At 71.8% G+C, this 18,784-nt stretch carries 17 protein-coding genes; 6 read left to right on the plus strand and 11 right to left on the minus strand.

Annotated features, from left to right (window positions below; all coding sequences use genetic code 11):
- Positions 1-6 precede the first annotated feature (6 nt).
- The 3 genes from KUM38_RS18345 to KUM38_RS18355 form a co-directional block, all read right to left on the minus strand.
- The gene (locus KUM38_RS18345; RefSeq protein ID WP_217130476.1) at positions 7-999 is read right to left on the minus strand and encodes an aldo/keto reductase; all 993 of its coding nucleotides are present in this window, start codon (positions 997-999) and stop codon (positions 7-9) included.
- Between the two features lie 30 nt (positions 1,000-1,029).
- The gene (locus KUM38_RS18350) at positions 1,030-1,632 is read right to left on the minus strand and encodes a Uma2 family endonuclease (protein ID WP_217130477.1); all 603 of its coding nucleotides are present in this window, start codon (positions 1,630-1,632) and stop codon (positions 1,030-1,032) included.
- 109 nt (positions 1,633-1,741) lie between these two features.
- Complete coding sequence (locus KUM38_RS18355) at positions 1,742-2,419, minus strand: SGNH/GDSL hydrolase family protein (RefSeq protein ID WP_217130478.1); 678 nt, start codon at positions 2,417-2,419, stop codon at positions 1,742-1,744.
- An 88-nt stretch (positions 2,420-2,507) separates the two neighbouring features.
- On the opposite strand from KUM38_RS18355, the gene KUM38_RS18360 reads away from it, so the two are divergent.
- A complete protein-coding gene (locus KUM38_RS18360) occupies positions 2,508-3,482 on the plus strand; it encodes a WD40 repeat domain-containing protein (protein ID WP_217130479.1) in 975 nt (324 codons plus the stop codon).
- Here the strand turns inward: KUM38_RS18360 and KUM38_RS18365 are convergent, their stop codons facing one another.
- The gene (locus tag KUM38_RS18365) at positions 3,483-4,262 is read right to left on the minus strand and encodes a TetR/AcrR family transcriptional regulator (protein ID WP_217130480.1); all 780 of its coding nucleotides are present in this window, start codon (positions 4,260-4,262) and stop codon (positions 3,483-3,485) included.
- A gap of 86 nt (positions 4,263-4,348) precedes the next feature.
- On the opposite strand from KUM38_RS18365, the gene KUM38_RS18370 reads away from it, so the two are divergent.
- From KUM38_RS18370 to KUM38_RS18385, 4 genes are all read left to right on the plus strand, one after another.
- Positions 4,349-5,314, plus strand: coding sequence for an ATP-binding cassette domain-containing protein (locus KUM38_RS18370; protein WP_217130481.1), 966 nt, complete (start codon positions 4,349-4,351; stop codon positions 5,312-5,314).
- The gene (locus KUM38_RS18375) at positions 5,311-6,132 is read left to right on the plus strand and encodes an ABC transporter permease (RefSeq protein WP_217130482.1); all 822 of its coding nucleotides are present in this window, start codon (positions 5,311-5,313) and stop codon (positions 6,130-6,132) included. Before KUM38_RS18370 ends, KUM38_RS18375 begins: the two co-directional genes overlap by 4 nt.
- Before the next feature lie 178 nt (positions 6,133-6,310).
- On the plus strand, positions 6,311-7,540 hold the full coding sequence (locus KUM38_RS18380; RefSeq protein ID WP_217130483.1) for a hypothetical protein: 1,230 nt from the start codon (positions 6,311-6,313) through the stop codon (positions 7,538-7,540).
- Positions 7,524-8,294 (plus strand): hypothetical protein, encoded by a 771-nt coding sequence (locus KUM38_RS18385; protein WP_217130484.1) that lies wholly within the window; start codon positions 7,524-7,526, stop codon positions 8,292-8,294. Before KUM38_RS18380 ends, KUM38_RS18385 begins: the two co-directional genes overlap by 17 nt.
- A 97-nt stretch (positions 8,295-8,391) precedes the next feature.
- On the opposite strand, the gene serC is transcribed toward KUM38_RS18385, so the two are convergent.
- The 7 genes from serC to KUM38_RS18420 all read right to left on the minus strand — a co-directional run bounded on the left by serC (position 8,392) and on the right by KUM38_RS18420 (position 15,597).
- Positions 8,392-9,510, minus strand: a complete 1,119-nt coding sequence (gene serC / locus KUM38_RS18390; protein WP_217130485.1) for a phosphoserine transaminase — start codon at positions 9,508-9,510, stop codon at positions 8,392-8,394.
- A gap of 126 nt (positions 9,511-9,636) precedes the next feature.
- On the minus strand, positions 9,637-10,887 hold the full coding sequence (locus KUM38_RS18395; RefSeq protein WP_217130486.1) for a cytochrome P450: 1,251 nt from the start codon (positions 10,885-10,887) through the stop codon (positions 9,637-9,639).
- Positions 10,884-12,119 (minus strand): cytochrome P450, encoded by a 1,236-nt coding sequence (locus KUM38_RS18400; RefSeq protein ID WP_217130487.1) that lies wholly within the window; start codon positions 12,117-12,119, stop codon positions 10,884-10,886. The genes KUM38_RS18395 and KUM38_RS18400 overlap by 4 nt, the downstream gene beginning before the upstream one ends.
- Entirely contained in the window at positions 12,116-12,733 is a 618-nt protein-coding gene (locus tag KUM38_RS18405; RefSeq protein WP_217130488.1) for an ATP/GTP-binding protein, read from the minus strand. Before KUM38_RS18405 ends, KUM38_RS18400 begins: the two co-directional genes overlap by 4 nt.
- Entirely contained in the window at positions 12,714-13,061 is a 348-nt protein-coding gene (locus KUM38_RS18410) for a DUF742 domain-containing protein (protein ID WP_217130489.1), read from the minus strand. The genes KUM38_RS18405 and KUM38_RS18410 overlap by 20 nt, the downstream gene beginning before the upstream one ends.
- Positions 13,058-13,465 (minus strand): roadblock/LC7 domain-containing protein, encoded by a 408-nt coding sequence (locus tag KUM38_RS18415; RefSeq protein WP_217130490.1) that lies wholly within the window; start codon positions 13,463-13,465, stop codon positions 13,058-13,060. Before KUM38_RS18415 ends, KUM38_RS18410 begins: the two co-directional genes overlap by 4 nt.
- Positions 13,462-15,597 (minus strand): ATP-binding protein, encoded by a 2,136-nt coding sequence (locus KUM38_RS18420; RefSeq protein WP_217130491.1) that lies wholly within the window; start codon positions 15,595-15,597, stop codon positions 13,462-13,464. Before KUM38_RS18420 ends, KUM38_RS18415 begins: the two co-directional genes overlap by 4 nt.
- Before the next feature lie 301 nt (positions 15,598-15,898).
- On the opposite strand from KUM38_RS18420, the gene KUM38_RS18425 reads away from it, so the two are divergent.
- Positions 15,899-18,766: an FAD-binding and (Fe-S)-binding domain-containing protein gene (locus KUM38_RS18425; RefSeq protein ID WP_217130492.1), complete on the plus strand. Its 2,868-nt coding sequence runs from the start codon at positions 15,899-15,901 to the stop codon at positions 18,764-18,766.
- Positions 18,767-18,784: the final 18 nt, after the last annotated feature.

Here is an 18,784-nt window from a genome sequence, read left to right on the forward strand (position 1 = left end):
CGCTCGCTACCAGGCGAAGGCCTCCGGCGACGGCCCCGGGCCCGGGAAGATCTCGTCCAGCGAGGTCAGCAGCTCCTCGCTCAGCTCCAGCTCGACCGCGCGCAGCGCGGAGGCGAGCTGCTCGGCCGTGCGCGGACCGACGATCGGGCCGGTCACGCCGGGCCGGGTGAGCAGCCAGGCCAGCGCGGCCTCGCTGGGCTCGACGCCGTGCTTGTCGAGCAGGTCCTCGTACGCCTGGATCTGCGCGCGGGACGACGGGTCGGCGAGCGTGTCGGCGGCCCGTCCGGAGGCGCGTCGGCCGCCCTGGACCTCCTTCTTGATCACACCGCCCAGCAGGCCCCCGTGCAGCGGCGACCACGGGATGACCCCGAGCCCGTACTCCTGCGCGGCCGGGATGACCTCCATCTCGGCGCGGCGCTCGGCGAGGTTGTAGAGGCACTGCTCGCTGACCAGGCCGATGGTGCCGCCGCGCCGGGCGGCGATCTCGTTGGCCTGGGCGATCTTGTAGCCGGGGAAGTTCGAGGAACCGGCGTAGAGGACCTTGCCCTGCTGGACCAGGACGTCGATCGCCTGCCAGATCTCCTCGAACGGCGTGTTCCGGTCGACGTGGTGGAACTGGTAGACGTCGATGTAGTCGGTCCCCAGCCGCTTCAGCGAGGCGTCGACGGCCCGGCGGATGTTCACCGCGGACAGCTTGTCGTGGTTGGGCCACGCCTCGCCGTCCGTGCCCATGTTGCCGTACACCTTGGTCGCGAGGACCACCTTGTCGCGGCGGTCGCCGCCCTTCGCGAACCAGCTGCCGATGATGCTCTCGGTACGGCCCTTGTTCTCGCCCCAGCCGTAGACGTTGGCCGTGTCGAAGAAATTCAGACCCGCGTCCAGCGCGGCGTCCATGATGGCGTGGCTGTCGGCCTCGTCGGTCTGCGGACCGAAGTTCATCGTCCCGAGGACGAGGCGGCTGACCTTGAGTCCCGTGCGTCCGAGCTGCGTGTACTTCATGGTCGTCAAGCCAACGGCCTGGAGTGCGCTCTATGCAAGAGGGGACCGGTCCCGGGGGAAGTTGCTGGTGCTCACGGTCAGGTCGGCCACGGTGCCGGTCAGATCGATGTCGTCACCGAAGTCCACCCGCGTCCTCGTGACGTAGTCGCCGTTCTTCGGGTCGGTGTAGACGTAGCAGCGGCCCCGGTAGGGGTCGACGATGACGTAGAGGGGCACTTCGGCGGTCGCGTAGGCGGCCTTCTTCGGGCCGTAGTCGTTGGCGGCCGTGCCCTCGGAGATGACCTCGAAGACGAACTCGACGTCCTCGTACCGCCAATGGCCCTCGTCGTCCTTCTCGGCGGAGGCGCGGAGTACGGCGACGTCCGGGCAGAGACCGTTCTCGTGGCCGGGGAAGTCGATGCGGACGTCCGAGAACACCTTGACGTCCTCCCCGAACCGGGCTTCAACAGCCATGGCGAGCTTGAAGATGATGGCCCAATGAGTGTCACGCTGCGGTGTCATGTAGACGTTGCCCCCGACGATCTCGACCCTGAATCCTTCGGGGACGGGCATCCGCTCCAGGCGCTCGAACCACTCGTCCAAGCGCTGAGTGTTGACGTCGGCCATGGCGATCCTGTCTTCAAGGACGGTCATCGTGGCGCTCCTCCCCGGCCGCCCCACGGACGAGTGCGGCCGCGCGGTACAACGATACGCACGGTGAGGAGGACACGGGGCGGAGCGCATATGCCAGAAGCCCCGGCCGCTACGCCGCCCCGTACGGCCCGCCCAGCCCCCACCCCCGCCACATCGCCTCCGCGAAGGCCCCCGCGATCCTGTGCTCGCCGCTCTCGTTGGGATGCGTGCCGTCGTACGTGTCCGTGTGGAAGTCGTACGACGCCGGCGGCGGGACCAGCAGCAGCGGCGAGCCCGGCTCGTCCAGGTCGGCGACCGCCTTCGCCAGGAGTTCGTTGAAGTGGGCGACCTGTTCGGCGAAGGCCGGGTCGGCCTCCACCCGGACGTTCCGGATCACCGGCATGACGGCCACGCGGACGCGCGGGTTCGCGGCCCTCGCCCCGGCGACGAAGGCGCGGACGTTCTCCGCCGTCTGTTCGGCGTTCGTGTAGAAGCCCAGGTCGATCAGGCCCAGCGACACCAGCAGCACGTCCGCGTGGCAGGAGCGCACGGCCTCGCCGATCAGCGGGACCATGTGCTGCCAGCCCTCGCCCCAGCCGGCCAGGTGGGCGCGGGGGAAGTCCGGATCGGCGTACGCGTACGACGTGGGGGCGTCCGTCGACGGGTCGTGGAGCGCCTCGCGCGGGCCCACCAGCGTGCAGGGGCCGTCGTACGCCGTGCACAGGTGCTGCCACAGCCGGTAGCGCCAGGTGTGTTCACCCGCGCTCCCGATCGTCATCGAGTCACCTACGGGCATGAACCTGAGCACCCGATCATCATGGACGATCGGTCCGGCCGCCGCGATGTGAGTCCCGACACCCGCCGTGAAGTGCGCTGAACAATGGCACTCTTGGCACATGCGCCGACCCTTCGCCCTGCTCGCCGCGACCCTCCTCACGGGCGCGCTCGCCGTGCCCGCCGCCTCCGCCGTCGACGGGGACGAGGGGTTCACGATCAAGGACCCGCGCATCACCGAGTCCAGCGGACTCGCCGCCTCCCGCCTCCACCCCGGCGTCTACTGGACCCACAACGACCAGGACGACGGGCCCTACCTGTACGCCGTCGACGGCGGCACCGGCGAGACGGTCGCACGCGTCGCGCTCTCCGGCGTCGGCACGCTCCGCGACGTCGAGGCCATCTCCATCGGCCCCGGCAACAAGATCTTCGTCGGTGACATCGGGGACAACCTCGGCGGCACCTGGCCCCACGTGTGGATCTACGAGCTGCCCGAGCCGACGGAGCTGAAGGACCGGACGGTCCGGGCGACGCAGTACGTCGTGAAGTACGAGGACGGCGCCCGCGACGCGGAGTCGATGCTCGTCCACCCGAAGACCGGACGGGTCTACCTCATCGACAAGAACGAGGACGGCGGACACCTGTACGAGGGTCCGGCGAAGCTCTCCGCCTCCGGAACGAACGTCTTCCGGCCCACCGTCCCCGTCGACCTCTGGGCCACCGACGCCGCGCTCTCCCCGGACGGCGAGCGGCTCGCCGTGCGCGGCTACCTCGGAGGCATCTGGTACGACTGGAACGGCGGCAAGATCCGGCGCGGGGGGCGGATCAGCGTGCCCCTGGGGCAGGGCGAGTCCGCCACCTACACCACCGACGGCAGGAAGCTGCTGCTCGGGATGGAGGGGGCCGAGAGCCCCGTCGAGGCCGAGGACGCGCCCGGGGGCGGTGGAGAGCCGGGGGCGGGCGCCGAGGGCGAGGAGAGCGGGAGCGGTGCTGCCGCCGCCGACGGGACCGGGGGCGAGATCAAGGTCGGCGCCGCCGCCGCGGCGGCCCTCCTCTGCGTGCTCCTCTTCAGGCTGCTGTGGCGACGCAACCGCTGATCAGCCGTCCTGTCGCCCCGCGTTCCGCCCGGCGACGAACACCTCGAGACCGTCCAGGATCCGCTGCAGCCCGAACTCGAAGTGGTCGAAGCCGGAGCCGAAGGTGTCCTCGGAGAGGCCGGCCAGGACGGGGTAGCGCCCGCTGAGCATGGCCTGCTCCAGTACCGGCCGCTGCGCCTCCCAGAACTGCGCGTCCGTCAGCCCCGAGCTGCGCTCGGCCTGCTCCTGGTACAGCTGGGTCCGGGCGGCCCCGACCACGTACCCGTCGACCATGATGATCGCCGACAGCAGCTCGGGGTCGGACAGGCCCATCGGCTTGATCCGGGTGAGCACCTTCTCCATGCCGTCCAGCGCGCCCGGGCCGAGGACCGGGCGGGACTGGTTGACCTCCAGCAGCCACGGGTGCCGGCGGTACAGGGCGAGGGTGGCGCGGCCGAGGGCCTCCAGCGCCGCGCGCCAGCCGCCGTCGCCGAGGTCCGCGGGGTCCTCCGAGGGGCGCTGCACCCGGTCCAGCATCAGGTCGAGCAGCTCGGACTTGCCGGGGACGTAGCGGTACAGGGACATCGTGCCGGTGCCGAGCTCCGTGGCGATCCGGCGCATGGACAGCGCGGCGAGCCCGTCCCGGTCCGCGACCTCGACGGCGGTCTCCACGATGCGGTCCAGCGTCAGCCCCGGCTTCGGCCCCCTGCTGGGCCGCGGGCCCGTGTCCCACAGCAGGTCGAGGGTGCGGGTGATGTCGCCGCTGCCACTGGTCTCCGTACCGCCCCTGCCGCTGCTCATGGGGGCAGTTTAAATCCGCGCCGAAAAACTGAGTACGCTGTACGCGCAATCGGGTACGGTGTACTCAGTTAGTGGAAGGGGGACCCATGAAGGACGACGGATACGCGGTCCGGGCCGAGGGACTGGAGAAGCGCTACGGCGAGAAGCGCGCCCTCGACGGCTTCGGCCTCGCCGTCCGCGAGGGCACGGTGCACGGACTGCTCGGGCCGAACGGCGCCGGCAAGACCACCGCCGTACGCATCCTGTCGACGCTGATCCGCCTCGACGGCGGCCGGGCCACGGTCGCCGGGCTCGACGTGACCCGGCAGGCGCGCGAGGTGCGGGCGCGGATCGGGCTCACCGGGCAGTACGCGGCCGTGGACGAGGTGCTCACCGGGCGGCAGAACCTGGAGATGTTCGGCAGGCTGTTCCACCTCGGCGGCAAGCGGGCCCGGGCGCGGGCCGCCGAGCTGCTGGAGCGGTTCGACCTGACCGACGCCGCCGACAAGGGCGTCGGTGGCTACAGCGGCGGCATGCGGCGGCGCCTCGACCTCGCCGCCTCGATGATCCTCGCCCCGGCCGTGCTGTTCCTGGACGAGCCGACGACGGGACTCGACCCCCGCAGCCGGGGCGAAGTCTGGGATTCCGTGCGGGCGTTGGTGGCGGACGGCACGACCGTGCTGCTGACCACGCAGTACCTGGAGGAGGCCGACAGGCTGGCCTCCCGGATCACCGTCATCGACCAGGGGCGGGCCATCGCCGACGACACCCCGGACGGGCTGAAGAACCTGGTCGGCGGCGACCGCGTCGAGGTCGTGGTCGCCGAGCGCTCCGACATCCCGCGCGTGGTGAAGGTGGTCGCACGGGTCGCCGACGGCGAACCCGAGTCGGACGAGACCGAGTCGCGGGTGCACGCCCCCGTGACCGACCGGGTGGCCGCGCTGACCGACGTCGCGCGCACCCTCCAGGACGAGGGCGTACGGGTCGAGGACATCGGGCTGCGCAGGCCCAGCCTCGACGACGTGTTCCTGCGCCTGACCGGACACCGCACGGAGAAGGAGGCGGCGGCGTGAGCGCGCTCGACCTGACCGGACCGGCCCCGCACGGCCGTACGTACTGGGCGCTCGCGGACTGCTGGAACATCGTCCGCCGCGGCCTCACCCACTACCGGCGCCAGCCCGTCAACATCGCCTGGCAGCTGGGCTTCCCGATCCTGTCGGTCCTCCTCTACGGCTATGTCTTCGGCAGCGCGATGACCGTGCCCGGCGGCGGGGACTACAAGGACTTCCTGATGCCGGGCATGTTCGTGATGACCATGGCGTTCGGCTTCATCAACACGGCGACCGTGGTGGTGTACGACTCCACCAAGGGGGTCATCGACCGGTTCCGCTCCATGCCGATGGCCTCCTCGGCGGTGGTGGCCGGGCGCGGGGTGACCGATCTGGTCGTCGCCTGCGCCGAGCTGGCCATCATGATGCTGACCGCGCTGGCCATGGGCTGGCGGCCGGACGGCGGCTGGGAGTTCCTGGCGGCGTTCGGACTGCTGCTGTGGCTGCGGTTCGCGCTGATCTGGATCGGGGTCTGGCTGGGTCTGCTGGTGCCCAACCCGGAGGCCGCCGGCGGGCTGTTCGCGGTCGCGTTCCCGCTGACGATGATCTCCAGCATCTTCGTCGCCCCGCAGCTGATGCCGGACTGGCTGGGCTGGGTGGCGGCCTGGAACCCCATCTCCTCCACGGCCGCAGCGGCCCGCGAGCTGTTCGGCAGCCCGGCCGGCAGCGGCGACTCGTGGGTCGAGCAGCACGCGCTGCTGATGGCGGGGGTGTGGCCGGTGGTCCTGACGGCGGTCTTCCTGCCGCTCGCGGTACGCCGCTTCCAGAAGCTGAGCCGCTGAGCCCTGACCCGACAGCGGAGGGTGCTGCCCGTCGGCGCAGGGGAAGCTGGACACTGGTGAGGTGATCGTGCACGGCCCGCCGCTGACCGACCCAGGACGTCGCACGGCTCCGGCGGGCCGTCGCATGCCCACGGTTCGAGCGACCCCGGCACGATCGGCGAATGGCAGGTTCCGTTTGATGCACACAGCTGAGCTGGCAGAAGCCCGCGTCGATGACGCGGGCAACGTCTTGGTCGCGCCTTCGACGTTGCGAGACCATGACGTGGTCCGGGACTTCTTCGGGACCACCATCGCACCGGAGGATCTTGCCTCCGGTTCGCTCGACCTCGCGCGGAAGACCGTCTACCTGTGTGGCGACATGTCCGGGATCAGCGGTCACCGACTGCGTGCGGCGGCCCGGGTGTTCGTCGTCCGGGAGCTGTCGCACGGCTACGACGAGGACGTCGACCAGCCTTGGCCCCTGGCGGATCTCGGCCGAGTCCCCGTCCGCGTCCACGGGCTCGGCGTGTACTACCGCCGCTTCTTCGGACTCGGCACCGATCACTTCGAGCGGATCCGTGCGGAGCACGCGTTCCAGTCCCTGACGGAGTCCACCAAGCCCGGAACAGCCCATCGCAGCGGAATCTATCTGACGCCCGTCACGCGAAACGACGACGAACTGCATTTCCGCCTGCTCCGCTGCTCGACGAACTTCTCGGGGCCGACGGAGAACTTCCGCCCGACCGACACGCGCATCGTCGAGTCCCTGAACCGCGAGGCCGCCACCGTCTTCCGGAACCAGGCACCGCTGAATCACGTTCTCGCCCAGATCTACCACAACACCGTCGCCACGGCGGACCGCAAGCAGTCCAAGGCCAGGATCTCGGCCCATGCCGACAAGACCAAGGACATGCCGGTCAACGGCATCATGGCCTTCTGCACCTTCTACGACGGGCTCGACACGTTGCAGCCCCTGGCTGAAGACGCCTTCGACTACGGCGTGAAGGGCGTCAGCGGGCTGACCAGACTCCACTTCCGCCTGAAGGAGCCGACCGAGGAACCGGACGGGACCACACTCCCCCGGCAATTCACCCTCACCCTCCACCCGGGCTCCGTGTTCTTCATGCCGCTGTCCACCAACCGCCTGTACGCGCACGAGATCCGGCCCTCGATGTTGGACGCCGGATCGCTCCCGACCCGCCTGGGATACGTGGTGCGCTGTTCGAGCACCGAAGCCGTACACAGGAACGGCCGCACGTTCCTCAAAGCGGCCGGAGACCTGGTGGAGCTGGAGCCGCCCACACAGGCCGGCATGGACGAGCTGCGCAGGCTGTACGCCGAGGAGAACAGGACCTCGTCCTTCATCGACTACGGCGACGGATTTCTCTTCAGCATGAACACGGGAGACTACCTTGCCCCCCGAGTCTAGGATCTCGCGCGAGGTCCTCTCGTACGCTTTGCCGACCGAGGAGAACCTCTTCGCGGAACTGTCCGCGTCGACCGGTTGGGAAGACGTGGGAAAAGGCCGGCGAGGCGCCGTGCTCACCAAGGTCGACGAGGCGGGTGGTGTGCCCCTCGTGCGTACCACCACCAGATACGGCAGTCCGGCGCAGCGTTTCCGGCCGGTGCACGAACGGCTGGCGCGGCAGATCCAGGAGCGTACGGCACTCCCGGTCGGCTTCAACAACGCACTCGTCGAGCTCTACACGAACGCTTACACCACCATGGGCAAGCACTCCGATCAAGCCCTCGATCTGGCCGACGAGTCGTTCATCGCCGTCTTCTCCTGCTATCGACATCCCGAAGCGGGCCCGCCGAGAAAGCTGATCTTCGAATCGAAAATGACCGGTGACGAGAAGTTCGAGATCCCTCTCGCCCACCACAGCATCGTCGCCTTCTCCGTCGAATCGAATCGGCGACTCAGGCACAGGATCGTGTTGGAGTCCCCCGTCCAGGCCGCGGACAACCAATGGTTGGGTGTGACGTTCCGAACGTCGAAGACGTCGGTTCGCTTTCACGACGGACACGCATACCTCCCGCAGGGCGCGCGCCTCATGCCGGCCGACGATGAGCAGAGGCTCGAGTTCTACCGACTGCGGCGTCGTGAGAACAATGAAACGGACTTCGTCTATCCGCCGCTGACGTACACGATCAGCGAGAGCGACCTGATGCCGCCTGTCTGACTCCGGCGTCTGCCTGCGGTGTGATGACGACGCGCATGACGAAGGGCGCCCCGCCGATGTGACTCCGCGGGGCGCCCTTCCCTGTCCTACGGGACGACTACAGCTGCTCGATCACGTAGTCGACGCACTTCGTCAGGGCCTCGACGTCCGCCGGGTCGATCGCCGGGAACATCGCGACGCGGAGCTGGTTGCGGCCGAGCTTGCGGTAGGGCTCGGTGTCGACGACGCCGTTGGCGCGCAGCACCTTGGCGACGGCGGCGGCGTCGACCTCGTCCGTGAAGTCGATCGTGCCGATGACCTGGGAACGCTTGGCCGGGTCGGTGACGAACGGGGTGGCGTACTTGGACTCGTCCGCCCAGGCGTACAGGCGGGTCGAGGAGTCCTTCGTGCGGGCCGTGGACCAGTCGAGTCCGCCCTGACCGTTGATCCACTCCAGCTGGTCGTTCAGCAGGAAGAGGGTGGCGAGGGCCGGGGTGTTGTACGTCTGGTTCTTGCGGGAGTTGTCGATCGCCGTGGGGAGGGAGAAGAACTCCGGGACGTGGCGGCCGGAGGCGTGGATCCGCTCGGCGCGCTCGATCGCGGCCGGGGAGAACACGCCGATCCACAGGCCGCCGTCGGAGGCGAAGGACTTCTGCGGGGCGAAGTAGTAGACGTCCGTCTCGGCGATGTCGACCGGGAGGCCGCCCGCGCCGGAGGTGGCGTCCACGAGGACGAGAGCGCCCTCGTCGGCACCGGTCACGCGCTTGACGGGCATGGCGACGCCGGTGGAGGTCTCGTTGTGGGTGAACGCGTACACGTCCACGCCGGCCTCGGCCCGCGCCTCGGGGTGCGTGCCCGGGTCGGAGGAGACGACGGTGGGCTCGGCGAGCCACGGGGCGAGCTTCGCGGCCTTGGCGAACTTGGAGCTGAACTCGCCGAAGGTGAGGTGCTGCGACTTGTTCTCGATCAGACCGTGGGTCGCGACGTCCCAGAACGCGGTGGAGCCGCCGTTGCCGAGGATCACCTCGTAGCCGTCGGGGAGCCGGAACAGCTCGCGGATGCCCTCGCGCACCTTGCCGACCAGGTTCTTCACCGGGGCCTGGCGGTGGGAGGTGCCCATGAGGGACGTGCCGGTCGCGGCCAGCGCGTCCAGCGCTTCCGTCCGCACCTTGGAGGGACCCGCACCGAAACGACCGTCGGCGGGCTTGATGTCAGCAGGAATCCGGATCTCAGCCACGACCGGAGCCTAGCGGCTGCGGGAAACCCGGGCGCAAGATCGTCCGTCCGCTGAGACGAGCGGTGGGACGGAAGTGAGACGGGTGGCGGACGGACCGGGGGGAGGCCCGCCCGCCACCCGCGTCGTTCACCCGCCGAGCTTCACCGGAAGCTCGTACAGGTCGTTCTGGGTGACCACCGGCTTGTTGCGCAGCTCGTCCGCCGGGACCGCCAGGTCGAGCCCGGGGAAGCGGGCGTACAGGGCCGGGAGGGCCACGCCGGCCTCCAGGCGGGACAGGGCGGCGCCGGGGCACACGTGCGGGCCGTGGCCGAAGGAGATGTGCCGGTTGGCACTCTCCCGGGTGATGTCGAAGTCACCGGCCGTCGGGCCGTGCGCCTGCTCGTCGCGGCCGATCGCGGCGTACGACACGATCAGCGCGTCACCGGCCGGCAGGACCTTGTCGCCCACCGGTATGTCCTCGGTCGCGAACCGGATCAGGACGTGGGACGTCGGCGTGGCGTACCGCAGCGTCTCCTCGACCACCGCCGACCAGTCCGCCTTGCCGGAGAGCACCAGCTCCCGCTGGTCCGGGTGGGTGGAGAGGTTGACCACCGCGTTGACGATGAGGGAGATGGTCGTCTCGTGGCCGGCCGCGACCATCAGCTGGAGCGTGGCGACGATCTCCTCGTCGGTGAGGCTGTCGCCGTCCTCCGACGCCTGGATGAGCGCGGAGGTCAGGTCGTCGCCCGGGTTCTCCCGCTTGTCCGCGACCGTCTCGGCCATGATCCCGGCCAGCTCGGTCAGCGTCGCGATGACCTCCTCGGGCGGGGTCTGGGTGGAGAAGAACTTCTCGAAGAGCTCCTTCAGGCGCGGCAGCCGCTCCTCCGCCAGACCCATCAGGTCGGCGATGACGTACATCGGCAGCGGGTAGGCGAACACCGCCTTCAGGTCGACCGTGTCGCCGGGCTCCGCGGCCACCCGGTCCAGCAGGCCCTCGGTCAGCTCCGTGATCCGCTCCCGCATCCGCTCCACCCGGCGGGGCGTGAGCGCCTGCGCGACCAGGGTGCGCAGCCGGCGGTGGTCGGCGCCGTCCACGGTGAGCATGGAGCGGGGCGGGTTGGCCAGCCCGATCAGGGGCCAGTCGGGGGCGATCTCGCCGCGCTGCCAGGCGGTCCAGACGTTGATGTCCTTCACCACGCGCGGATCGGTGAGCAGCTTCTTCGCCTCCGCGTGGTGCGTGACCGCCCACACCGGTACGTCACCCGGCAGCATCACGGCGGCCAGCGGCCCGGCGGCCCGCAGCGCGGCGCTCTCCCCGTCCAGGTCGGAGACGAAGGGGTCGAGGGGGATACGGGTCTGTCCGGTGTCGGTCGTCATGGTGTCCGTACCAGCCGTCATGCGAGCGAGCCTCCAAGGGCGGGAGTGGGTGTGAACGTGACCGGGAGTTCGGACAGTCCGCGCAGCCACGGCGACGGGCGGCGGGCCAGGTGCGCGGCCGGCACCGCGAGGTCGATGTCCGGCAGCCGGTCCAGTACGACCTCGATGCCGGTCCGGGCGATCACCTCGGCGATCTCCTGCGCCGGGAACGGGCAGCGGTGCTCCCCGTGACCGAAGGAGAAGTGCGCGCTGTTGCCGCCGGTCAGCGCCGAGCCGTCGGTGCGCACCTGCGGGTCGGAGTTGGCGCCCTGCAGACCGAGCAGCAGCATGTCGCCGGCGCGGACGCGGCGACCGCCGAGCTGGGTGTCGCGGGACGCCCAGCGGGCGGCCACGTTCTGGGTCGGGGTGTCCTCCCACAGCACCTCGTTCATCGCCTCGGCGATGCTGTTGCGGCCCCCGAAGAGGGAGGCGGCGAACCGGGCGTCGGTGAGCATCAGGTGCAGCGAGTTGCCGATCCAGTCGGCGGTCGGCTGGTGCCCGGCCGCCAGCATCACCATCATGTCCTGGACGATCTCCTCCTCGGTGAAGCCCGAGGAGTCGGCGAGCATCCGGGACACGACGTCCTCGGCGGGCGCGCTCTTCCGGGCGGCCACCAGCTCCGTCATCGACGTGAACAGGTGGGTCTGGCCCGCGAGGGCCCGCTCCCGCCCGTCGATCATGTCGTTGAGGGCGGTGACCAGGCCCGGGCCCTCCTCGTCGGAGAAGCCGAAGAGCCGGGCCAGTACCCGTACCGGCAGCAGCATCGCGAACTCGCCGATCAGGTCGGCGGTGCCCTCGGAGCAGATGCCGTCGATGAGCTCGTCGGCGAACTTCTCCGCGTACCCGCGCAGTTCGAACGGGTCGACCGCCTCCAGCGCGTTCCCCAGCATCCCGGCCCGCTCGCGGTGCCGCTCGCCGACGGTGTACAGGATCGACGGCTGCTTACGGCCGATCATCGGCAGCAGCGGCCAGTCGTCGGGGATGTTCTCCCACTGGTTCCACAGATCGGAGTCGCGGCTGAACAGCACCGGGTCGCCGGTGATCTGGTGCAGCTCGCGGTAGCCGAGCACCAGCCACGCCGGGGCGTCCCCGTCCAGCACCACCGGGACGACGCTGCCGTGTTCGCGTCGCATCTCCCGGTACACGCGGGCCGGGTCGTCCTGGAGCAGGGACCCTTGGAAACGGACGGCGTTGGGGACGGAGGCGGGACTCACACCAGCTCCTGACGGGGGGCTCGGGCCGGGTCGGCGTACAGGGCCTGGATGTGCTCCACCAGCGTGATCAGCACGATCTTGCTGGACTCCCGCGACCGCGCGTCGCAGTTCACCAGCGGCACGTGCGGGTCGAGGTCGAGGGCCTCGCGGATCTGCTGCGGGGTGAAGGTGGGCCCGCCGAAGTCGTTGCAGGCCACGATGAACGGCGTGCCGTGCTTCTCCAGCCGGTCGATGGCGTACCAGGAGTCGTCGATGCGCCGGGTGTCGACCAGCACGACCGCGCCGAGCGTGCCGGAGAACAGCCGGTCCCACAGGAACCAGAAGCGTTCCTGCCCGGGTGCGCCGAACAGGTACAGCACGTTGCGCGTGTCGAGGGTGATGCGGCCGAAGTCGAAGGCGACGGTGGTCGCGGTCTTGCCGCTCACCCCGCTGGTGTCGTCGACGGCCTCCCCGGCCTGGGTCATCGTCTCCTCGGTGTTGAGGGGACGGATCTCGCTGACCGAGCGGACCATCGTCGTCTTGCCGGCGCCGAAGCCGCCCACGACCACGATCTTCAGGCCGTTGTCGGCCGACGCGTCGAGCGGCGTACGCGTCTCAGAGGTTGCGGAGTCCAACGAGCACCTGTTCCAGGATGTCGGGGTCGGGTACGGCGGCCTTGCGGGGGTGACGGGCGCTGACCCGGCCCGCCGCCTGTAGGTCGGAGAGCAGGATCCGGGTGATGCTCACGGGCAGCTTCAGCTCGGCCGCGATCTCCACGACCGCCGTGGGGCGTTCGGTCAGCCGCAGGATCGCCGCGTGCTCGGACTGCATGCCGGGCACCGGATCGCACTCGGCGACGACCAGGGTCACCAGGTCGAAGGGGTTGTCGGGACCGGACCGGCTGCGCCCCCCGGTGAGGGTGTAGAGCCGGTCCGGGGCGTCGTCCCTGCCGGGCCTGCTCATGAGGTGCGCGGCTGCGCGGTCAGGTGCTCGCCGAGCTGCTCCACGAGCTCGCTCATGTTGTGCCCGACGAGCCCGGCGTCCGCGTCCTCGGTGGTGACCACGGCCAGGTGCGCGCCCTCGCCGGCCTCCACGATGAACAGCACGCCGCCGTAGAACTCGGTCATCGCCGAGCGCACGCCGCCGCTGCCGTCACCGAACTCGACGGAGGCGCCGTGCGACAGCGACTGGATGCCGGCGGCGATCGCGGCGAGCTGGTCGGCCTGGTCGGTGGAGAGCTCCGGGGTGCGGCACAGTTTCAGGCCGTCACGGGAGAGCACGAGCGCGTGCCGTGCGCCCGGCGTGCGCTCCAGCAGGCCCTCTATCAGCCAGGTGAGCTTCTCGTCGGCGGTCGTCGTGCCGGTCATGAGGTGGTGTCGCCTTCCGGGGTCGCGGGGGTGGGCTGTGCTTCGGGGGTCGCGTCGGTGGTGGTGCCGGTGTCCGGGTCGGCCGTGTCGTCCGGGGTGGGAGGGCGGACGGCCTGACGGAAGCTGCTGAAGCGGGCGGTGCGCGCCTTGGTCTCCTCGGCGGTCGGGGCGGGCCGGGGGGTGGTGTCACGGCCGCCCGGACGCGTGCGCTCGGCCTCGGCGAGGGTCCGGCCCCGGCGGCGGCGGGGCAGTACGAGCGGGGGTGCGTCGGAGCCCCGGTCCGGGGACTCGTGGGTCGGCACCGGGTCGGGGTCGAGGTCGGCGCCCGCGCGGGATGCCGCGTAGGAGAGGGCGGGGCGGGTGCTCCCGGGGATCGTCGGCCGGTCCGCCGGGGCGGTGTCGGTGCCGCCGTCGCCCGCGGTGTCGCCGTCGTGCGCGGTGACGTGGCTCGTCTCCGGTTCCGGCCGGCCGGTGGCGGTTTCCGCGCGGTGGCCGTGGCGGTGGGGGAGGGTGCGGGCCGCCTCGTCCGCCGAGGGCTCCGGGGTTCCGGAGCCGGGCGTCCCGGTGAGCGCGGCCGGAGTCGCGGGGACGGACGGGGTGTCGGCCGAAGCGGTGGTGCGGGCTGCGGACGTGGCGGTGGTGCCGGTCGTCGCGGTGGTGCGGGGTGCCGGCGTGGCGGTGGTGCCGGTCGTCGTGGTGGTGCGGGGTATCGATGTGGTGGTGCTGCCGGTCGTCGCCGGGGTCGCGGGGGCCGCGTCCGGCGGTACGAGGATGTCCTGCGGGACGAGCATCAGGACGCCCGTGCCGCCGCGGGCCGAGGGCCGGTAGGAGACCCGGAGTCCGTACCGCCGGGACAGCCGGCCGACCACGGCGAGACCGAGCCGGGTGCCGGTGAGGCCCCCGAGTTCGGCGGACTCGCCGGAGACCGCGCGCTCGGCGCGACGCAGCTGCGCCTCGCCCATGACGAGCCCGCTGTCCTCGACGGACACGATGACCCCGGCCGGGACCTCCTCGACGTACACGTGGACCTCGGCGGTCGGCGGCGAGAAGTTCGCGGCGTTGTCGAGGAGTTCGGCGAGCGCGTGCATCACGCCCTCGGCGGCGTGTCCGGCGACCGCGGTGTCGCTGGCGGAGTGGACCCTGATCCGCTGGTAGCCGCTGATCCGGCCCATGGCGCCGCGCAGGATCGACTCCATGGCGATGGGCCGGGCCCAGCGGCGGCCGGAACGGGCGCCGGTGAGGACGGCGACGGAGTCGGCGAGCCTGCCCGCCTGCGCGGTGCGGTGGTCGAGGTGGAGCAGGTCGGCGAGGACCTCCTCGTCGTGGTGCTTCTCCTCCATCGCGCGCAGGTCGGCGAGCATGCCGGTGGAGAGGGCCTGCATGCGGCCGGCCGCGTTGGCGGTCGCGGACAGCGCGGCGGCCCGGGCGCCGTCGGCCTCGCGCAGCCGGGTGGTCAGCCGCGCGTTCTCCGCGGTGAGCCGGTCCCGGTCCGCCCTGAGCCGGTCCCGCTCCTCGGCCAGCCGGTCGCGCTCCTCCGCGTGGTCGCGGGCCGACCGGGCGGTGTGGGCGTCGTGTTCCTCGGTGATGAGGCGCAGTTTCTCGGCGTGTTCCTCGGCGAGCCGCCTCAGTGCGGCGGCGTGGTCGTCCGTGAGCCGGGCCCGCTCGTCGGCGTGGTCCCGCGTCAGGCGGGCGGTGTCGGCGGCGTGCTGCTCGGTGAGACGGTCGCGTTCGGCGGCCAGGGTCTCGGCGAGGTGGTTGCGCTCCTGGTCCAGCTCGGCGGACAACCGGGCGCGCTCGCGGGTGAGTTCGCCGGTCAACCGCTCGTGCTGGCGGCGGGACTCCTCCGTCAGCCGGGCGCGTTCCTGGAGCAGCCGGCCGACGTCCTGGGTGACGGCGTCCAGCCGTGCCCGGGTGGCTCGCGCCGACAGGACGGCGTACGTGGCCACCGTGGCCGCCGCGCACAGCAGCACGGCGGCGACCGTGCCGGCCACGGCGAGAGCGGTGATCGCGTCGTCCGGCCCGAGGAGGACGGCGGCGAGGACCGCGATCGCGGCGACCGCCGCGGTGAGCAGGGGAACGGGCAGCAGGCCGCGGAGGGTGGGGCGGTCACCGGGGAGCAGGGGGGAGGTCATCAATCAGGGTCCTCGGTCGGGTCCTCGGTCGGTCCGCGGGCGTGCGCCGTCGTGTCTGCGCGGCCCCCGGGCGGGCTCGATGGCGATACCGGACCTGATTCGGGGGTCGCTTTCCGAACGGGGTCCGACAACTGCGCGCAACTCGCGGTCACTATATGAGAGTTCGTGATCGACTTGGGAAGATTCCGCTTCCGTTTTCGGTAATGGACCCTTCGCGTGCGTGCCCCGGGTCCTTCCCGGCGTCGCGGGACGTGTGTGCCGTCGCCCGCCGTCCGGCCCCCGGCGGAGGCATCCTGAGGGCATGACGGATCACCGGGAACTGTCGGCCGGGCTGCGGGCGGCCGTGCGCGGCGAGGTCGACTTCGGCACGACCGCACGGGCGCTGACCACGATGGACGCCTCCAACTACCGCCGGGTGCCGCTCGGTGTGGTGGCCCCACGGGACGCCGACGACGTGGCGGCGGCGCTGTCGGTGTGCCGGACGTACGGCGTCCCCGTGGTGCCGCGTGGCGGCGGCACCTCGATCGCGGGGCAGGCGACCGGCACGGGTGTGGTGCTCGACTTCACACGGCACATGAACCGTCTGCTGTCCCTCGACCCCCGGGCGCGCACGGCGGTCGTCCAGCCCGGTCTCGTCCTCGACCGCCTCCAGGAGGCCGCCGCCCCGTACGGCCTGCGCTTCGGGCCGGACCCCTCCACCCACAGCCGCTGCACCCTCGGCGGCATGATCGGCAACAACTCCTGCGGCTCCCACTCGGTGGCCTGGGGCACGACGGCCGACAGCGTGCGCGAACTGTCCGTCGTCACCCCGCGCGGGGAGCGGCTGCGACCGGGACGGGCGTGGGCGGGCGCCCCGGCGGGACTGCGGGACCTGGTGGACGGCGAACTGGCCCGCCTGCGCACCGGCTTCCCGGAGCTGCCCCGCCGTATCTCCGGATACGCCGTGGACGCCCTGCTGCCCGAGAGGGGAGCCGACGTCGCCCGCTCCTTCTGTGGCTCGGAGGGCACGCTGGGCGTGCTCACGGAGGCGGTCGTGGACCTCGTACGGGCACCCCGCGCGCGTGCGCTCGCCGTGCTGGCGTACGCGGACGAGAGCGGGGCCGCGGAGGCGGCGGCGGGGCTGCTGCCGTTCGGTCCGCTGACCGTGGAGGGCATGGCGGCCGACCTGGTGCCGGCCGCGGCGGACCTTCCGCGCGGCGGGGCCTGGCTGTTCGTGGAGACCGGCGGGGAGACGGAGGCGGAGGCACGCGCGCGTGCGGAGACGATCGTCCGCGCGGCGGACGCCGTGGACGCGCTGGTGGTCACCGACCCGGACCGGCAGCGCGCGCTGTGGCGCATCCGGGAGGACGCGAGCGGTACGGCGACCCGGAGGTCGGACGGCACGGAGGCCTGGCCCGGCTGGGAGGACTGCGCGGTGCCGCCCGCCCGGCTCGGCGCGTACCTGCGCGACTTCCGGGCCCTCATGGCGGACCACGGGCTGCGCGGCACCCCGTACGGGCACTTCGGGGACGGCTGCATCCACGTCCGCATCGACTTCGACCTGCTGACCGCGCCGGGCGTCGCCCGCTTCCGGCGCTTCTCGGAGGAGCTGGCCGATCTGGTCGTGGCGCACGGCGGCTCGCTCTCCGGCGAGCACGGCGACGGCCAGGCCCGCGCGGAACTCCTGCCGCGCATGTACGGCGCGGAGACGGTCGCCCTCTTCGAGCGCGTGAAGGCCGTCTGGGACCCGGACGACCTGCTCAATCCCGGCATGCTGGTCCGCCCCGCGCCCCTGGACACGAACCTCCGCTTCTCCGTCCTCCCGCGCGAACCGGTCGACGTCGCCTTCGGCTACCCGGCCGACGGCGGCGACTTCTCGGCGGCGGTGCGCCGCTGCGTGGGCGTCGCCAAGTGCCGTACGACGTCCGTGTCCGGGCCGGCGGTGATGTGCCCGTCGTTCCGGGCGACGGGGGAGGAACAGCACTCCACGCGGGGGCGCGCGCGCCTGCTGCACGAGATGCTCGCGGGTGAGCTGGTGACCGACGGCTGGCGCTCCACGGAGGTACGGGACGCCCTGGACCTGTGCCTGTCCTGCAAGGGCTGCCGCTCGGACTGCCCGGTCGAGGTCGACATGGCCACGTACAAGGCGGAGTTCCTGCACCACCACTACGCGGGCCGGCGCCGCCCGGCCGCGCACTATGCGATGGGGTGGCTGCCGGTGTGGCTGGGCTGGGTCGCGCGGACGCGGGCCGCGGGGGTGGTGAACGCTCTGGCTTCGGTGGGTCCGCTCGCGAGCGCGGCGAAGCGACTGGGCGGGATCGCGGGGGAGCGGGAGATCCCCCGGGTGGCGGGGGAGACGTTCACGCGGTGGTGGCGGGGGCGGGGAGCGCCCTCCGGCGAGGGGAAGCCGGTGGTCCTCTGGCCGGACACGTTCACCGAGCACCTGTCGCCGTCGGTGGGCCGGGCGGCGGTGCGCGTGCTGGAGGCGGCGGGCCTGCGGGTGGTGCTGCCGCCCACACTGCGGCCGGGGAGCCGCCCGGTGGGCGACGCCCGCAGCCGCTCGGCCCTGTCCCTGCTGGCGGCCCGCAGGGGCCGGGTCTGCTGCGGCCTGACGTACATCTCCACGGGCCAGCTCGACCGCGCCCGCGCGGTGTTGCGCCGCACCCTCGACCTCCTGGAGCCGGTCCTGGCCACGGACGCCCCGCTGGTCGTCCTGGAACCGAGCTGCGCGGCGGCCCTGCGCACCGACGCCCCGGAACTCCTCCACGACGACCCCCGCGCGGCGCGGCTCGCCGCACGGGTCCTGACCTTCGCGGAGACCCTGGAGCGGCACGCCCCGGACTGGACCCCGCCGTCCGTGAACCGCCCCGTCACCGGCCAGACCCACTGCCACCAGCACGCGGTGCTGGGCGAGGCGCCGGACCGCCGGCTCCGCGCCGCGGCCGGCCTCACCGGCGAACTGGCGGGCGGCTGCTGCGGCCTGGCGGGCAACTTCGGCTTCGAGAAGGGCCACTACGACGTCTCCCGGGCCTGCGCGGAGGACCGGCTCCTGCCGTCGGTCCGGGAGGCGCCGGAGGAGGCGGTCGTCCTGGCCGACGGCTTCTCCTGCCGCACGCAACTGGAGCAGTTGGCGGGCGTACGGGGGCGGCACCTGGCGGAGGTACTGGCGACTGCTCTGGAACATACGTGAGCGGTCGCCGCCCTTCTG

Origin of the sequence: Streptomyces sp. AC558_RSS880, from assembly GCF_019049255.1 — a bacterium.
Taxonomy (GTDB): Bacteria; Actinomycetota; Actinomycetes; order Streptomycetales; family Streptomycetaceae; genus Streptomyces.

Coding starts and splice junctions, on each gene's coding strand:
- KUM38_RS18345 (WP_217130476.1), bottom strand. CDS start 999: ATGAAGTACACGCAGCTCGGACGCACGGGACTCAAGGTCAGCCGCCTC.
- KUM38_RS18350 (WP_217130477.1), bottom strand. CDS start 1,632: ATGACCGTCCTTGAAGACAGGATCGCCATGGCCGACGTCAACACTCAG.
- KUM38_RS18360 (WP_217130479.1), top strand. CDS start 2,508: ATGCGCCGACCCTTCGCCCTGCTCGCCGCGACCCTCCTCACGGGCGCG.
- KUM38_RS18365 (WP_217130480.1), bottom strand. CDS start 4,262: ATGAGCAGCGGCAGGGGCGGTACGGAGACCAGTGGCAGCGGCGACATC.
- KUM38_RS18370 (WP_217130481.1), top strand. CDS start 4,349: ATGAAGGACGACGGATACGCGGTCCGGGCCGAGGGACTGGAGAAGCGC.
- KUM38_RS18380 (WP_217130483.1), top strand. CDS start 6,311: ATGCACACAGCTGAGCTGGCAGAAGCCCGCGTCGATGACGCGGGCAAC.
- KUM38_RS18395 (WP_217130486.1), bottom strand. CDS start 10,887: ATGACGGCTGGTACGGACACCATGACGACCGACACCGGACAGACCCGT.
- KUM38_RS18410 (WP_217130489.1), bottom strand. CDS start 13,061: ATGAGCAGGCCCGGCAGGGACGACGCCCCGGACCGGCTCTACACCCTC.
- KUM38_RS18415 (WP_217130490.1), bottom strand. CDS start 13,465: ATGACCGGCACGACGACCGCCGACGAGAAGCTCACCTGGCTGATAGAG.
- KUM38_RS18420 (WP_217130491.1), bottom strand. CDS start 15,597: ATGACCTCCCCCCTGCTCCCCGGTGACCGCCCCACCCTCCGCGGCCTG.
- KUM38_RS18425 (WP_217130492.1), top strand. CDS start 15,899: ATGACGGATCACCGGGAACTGTCGGCCGGGCTGCGGGCGGCCGTGCGC.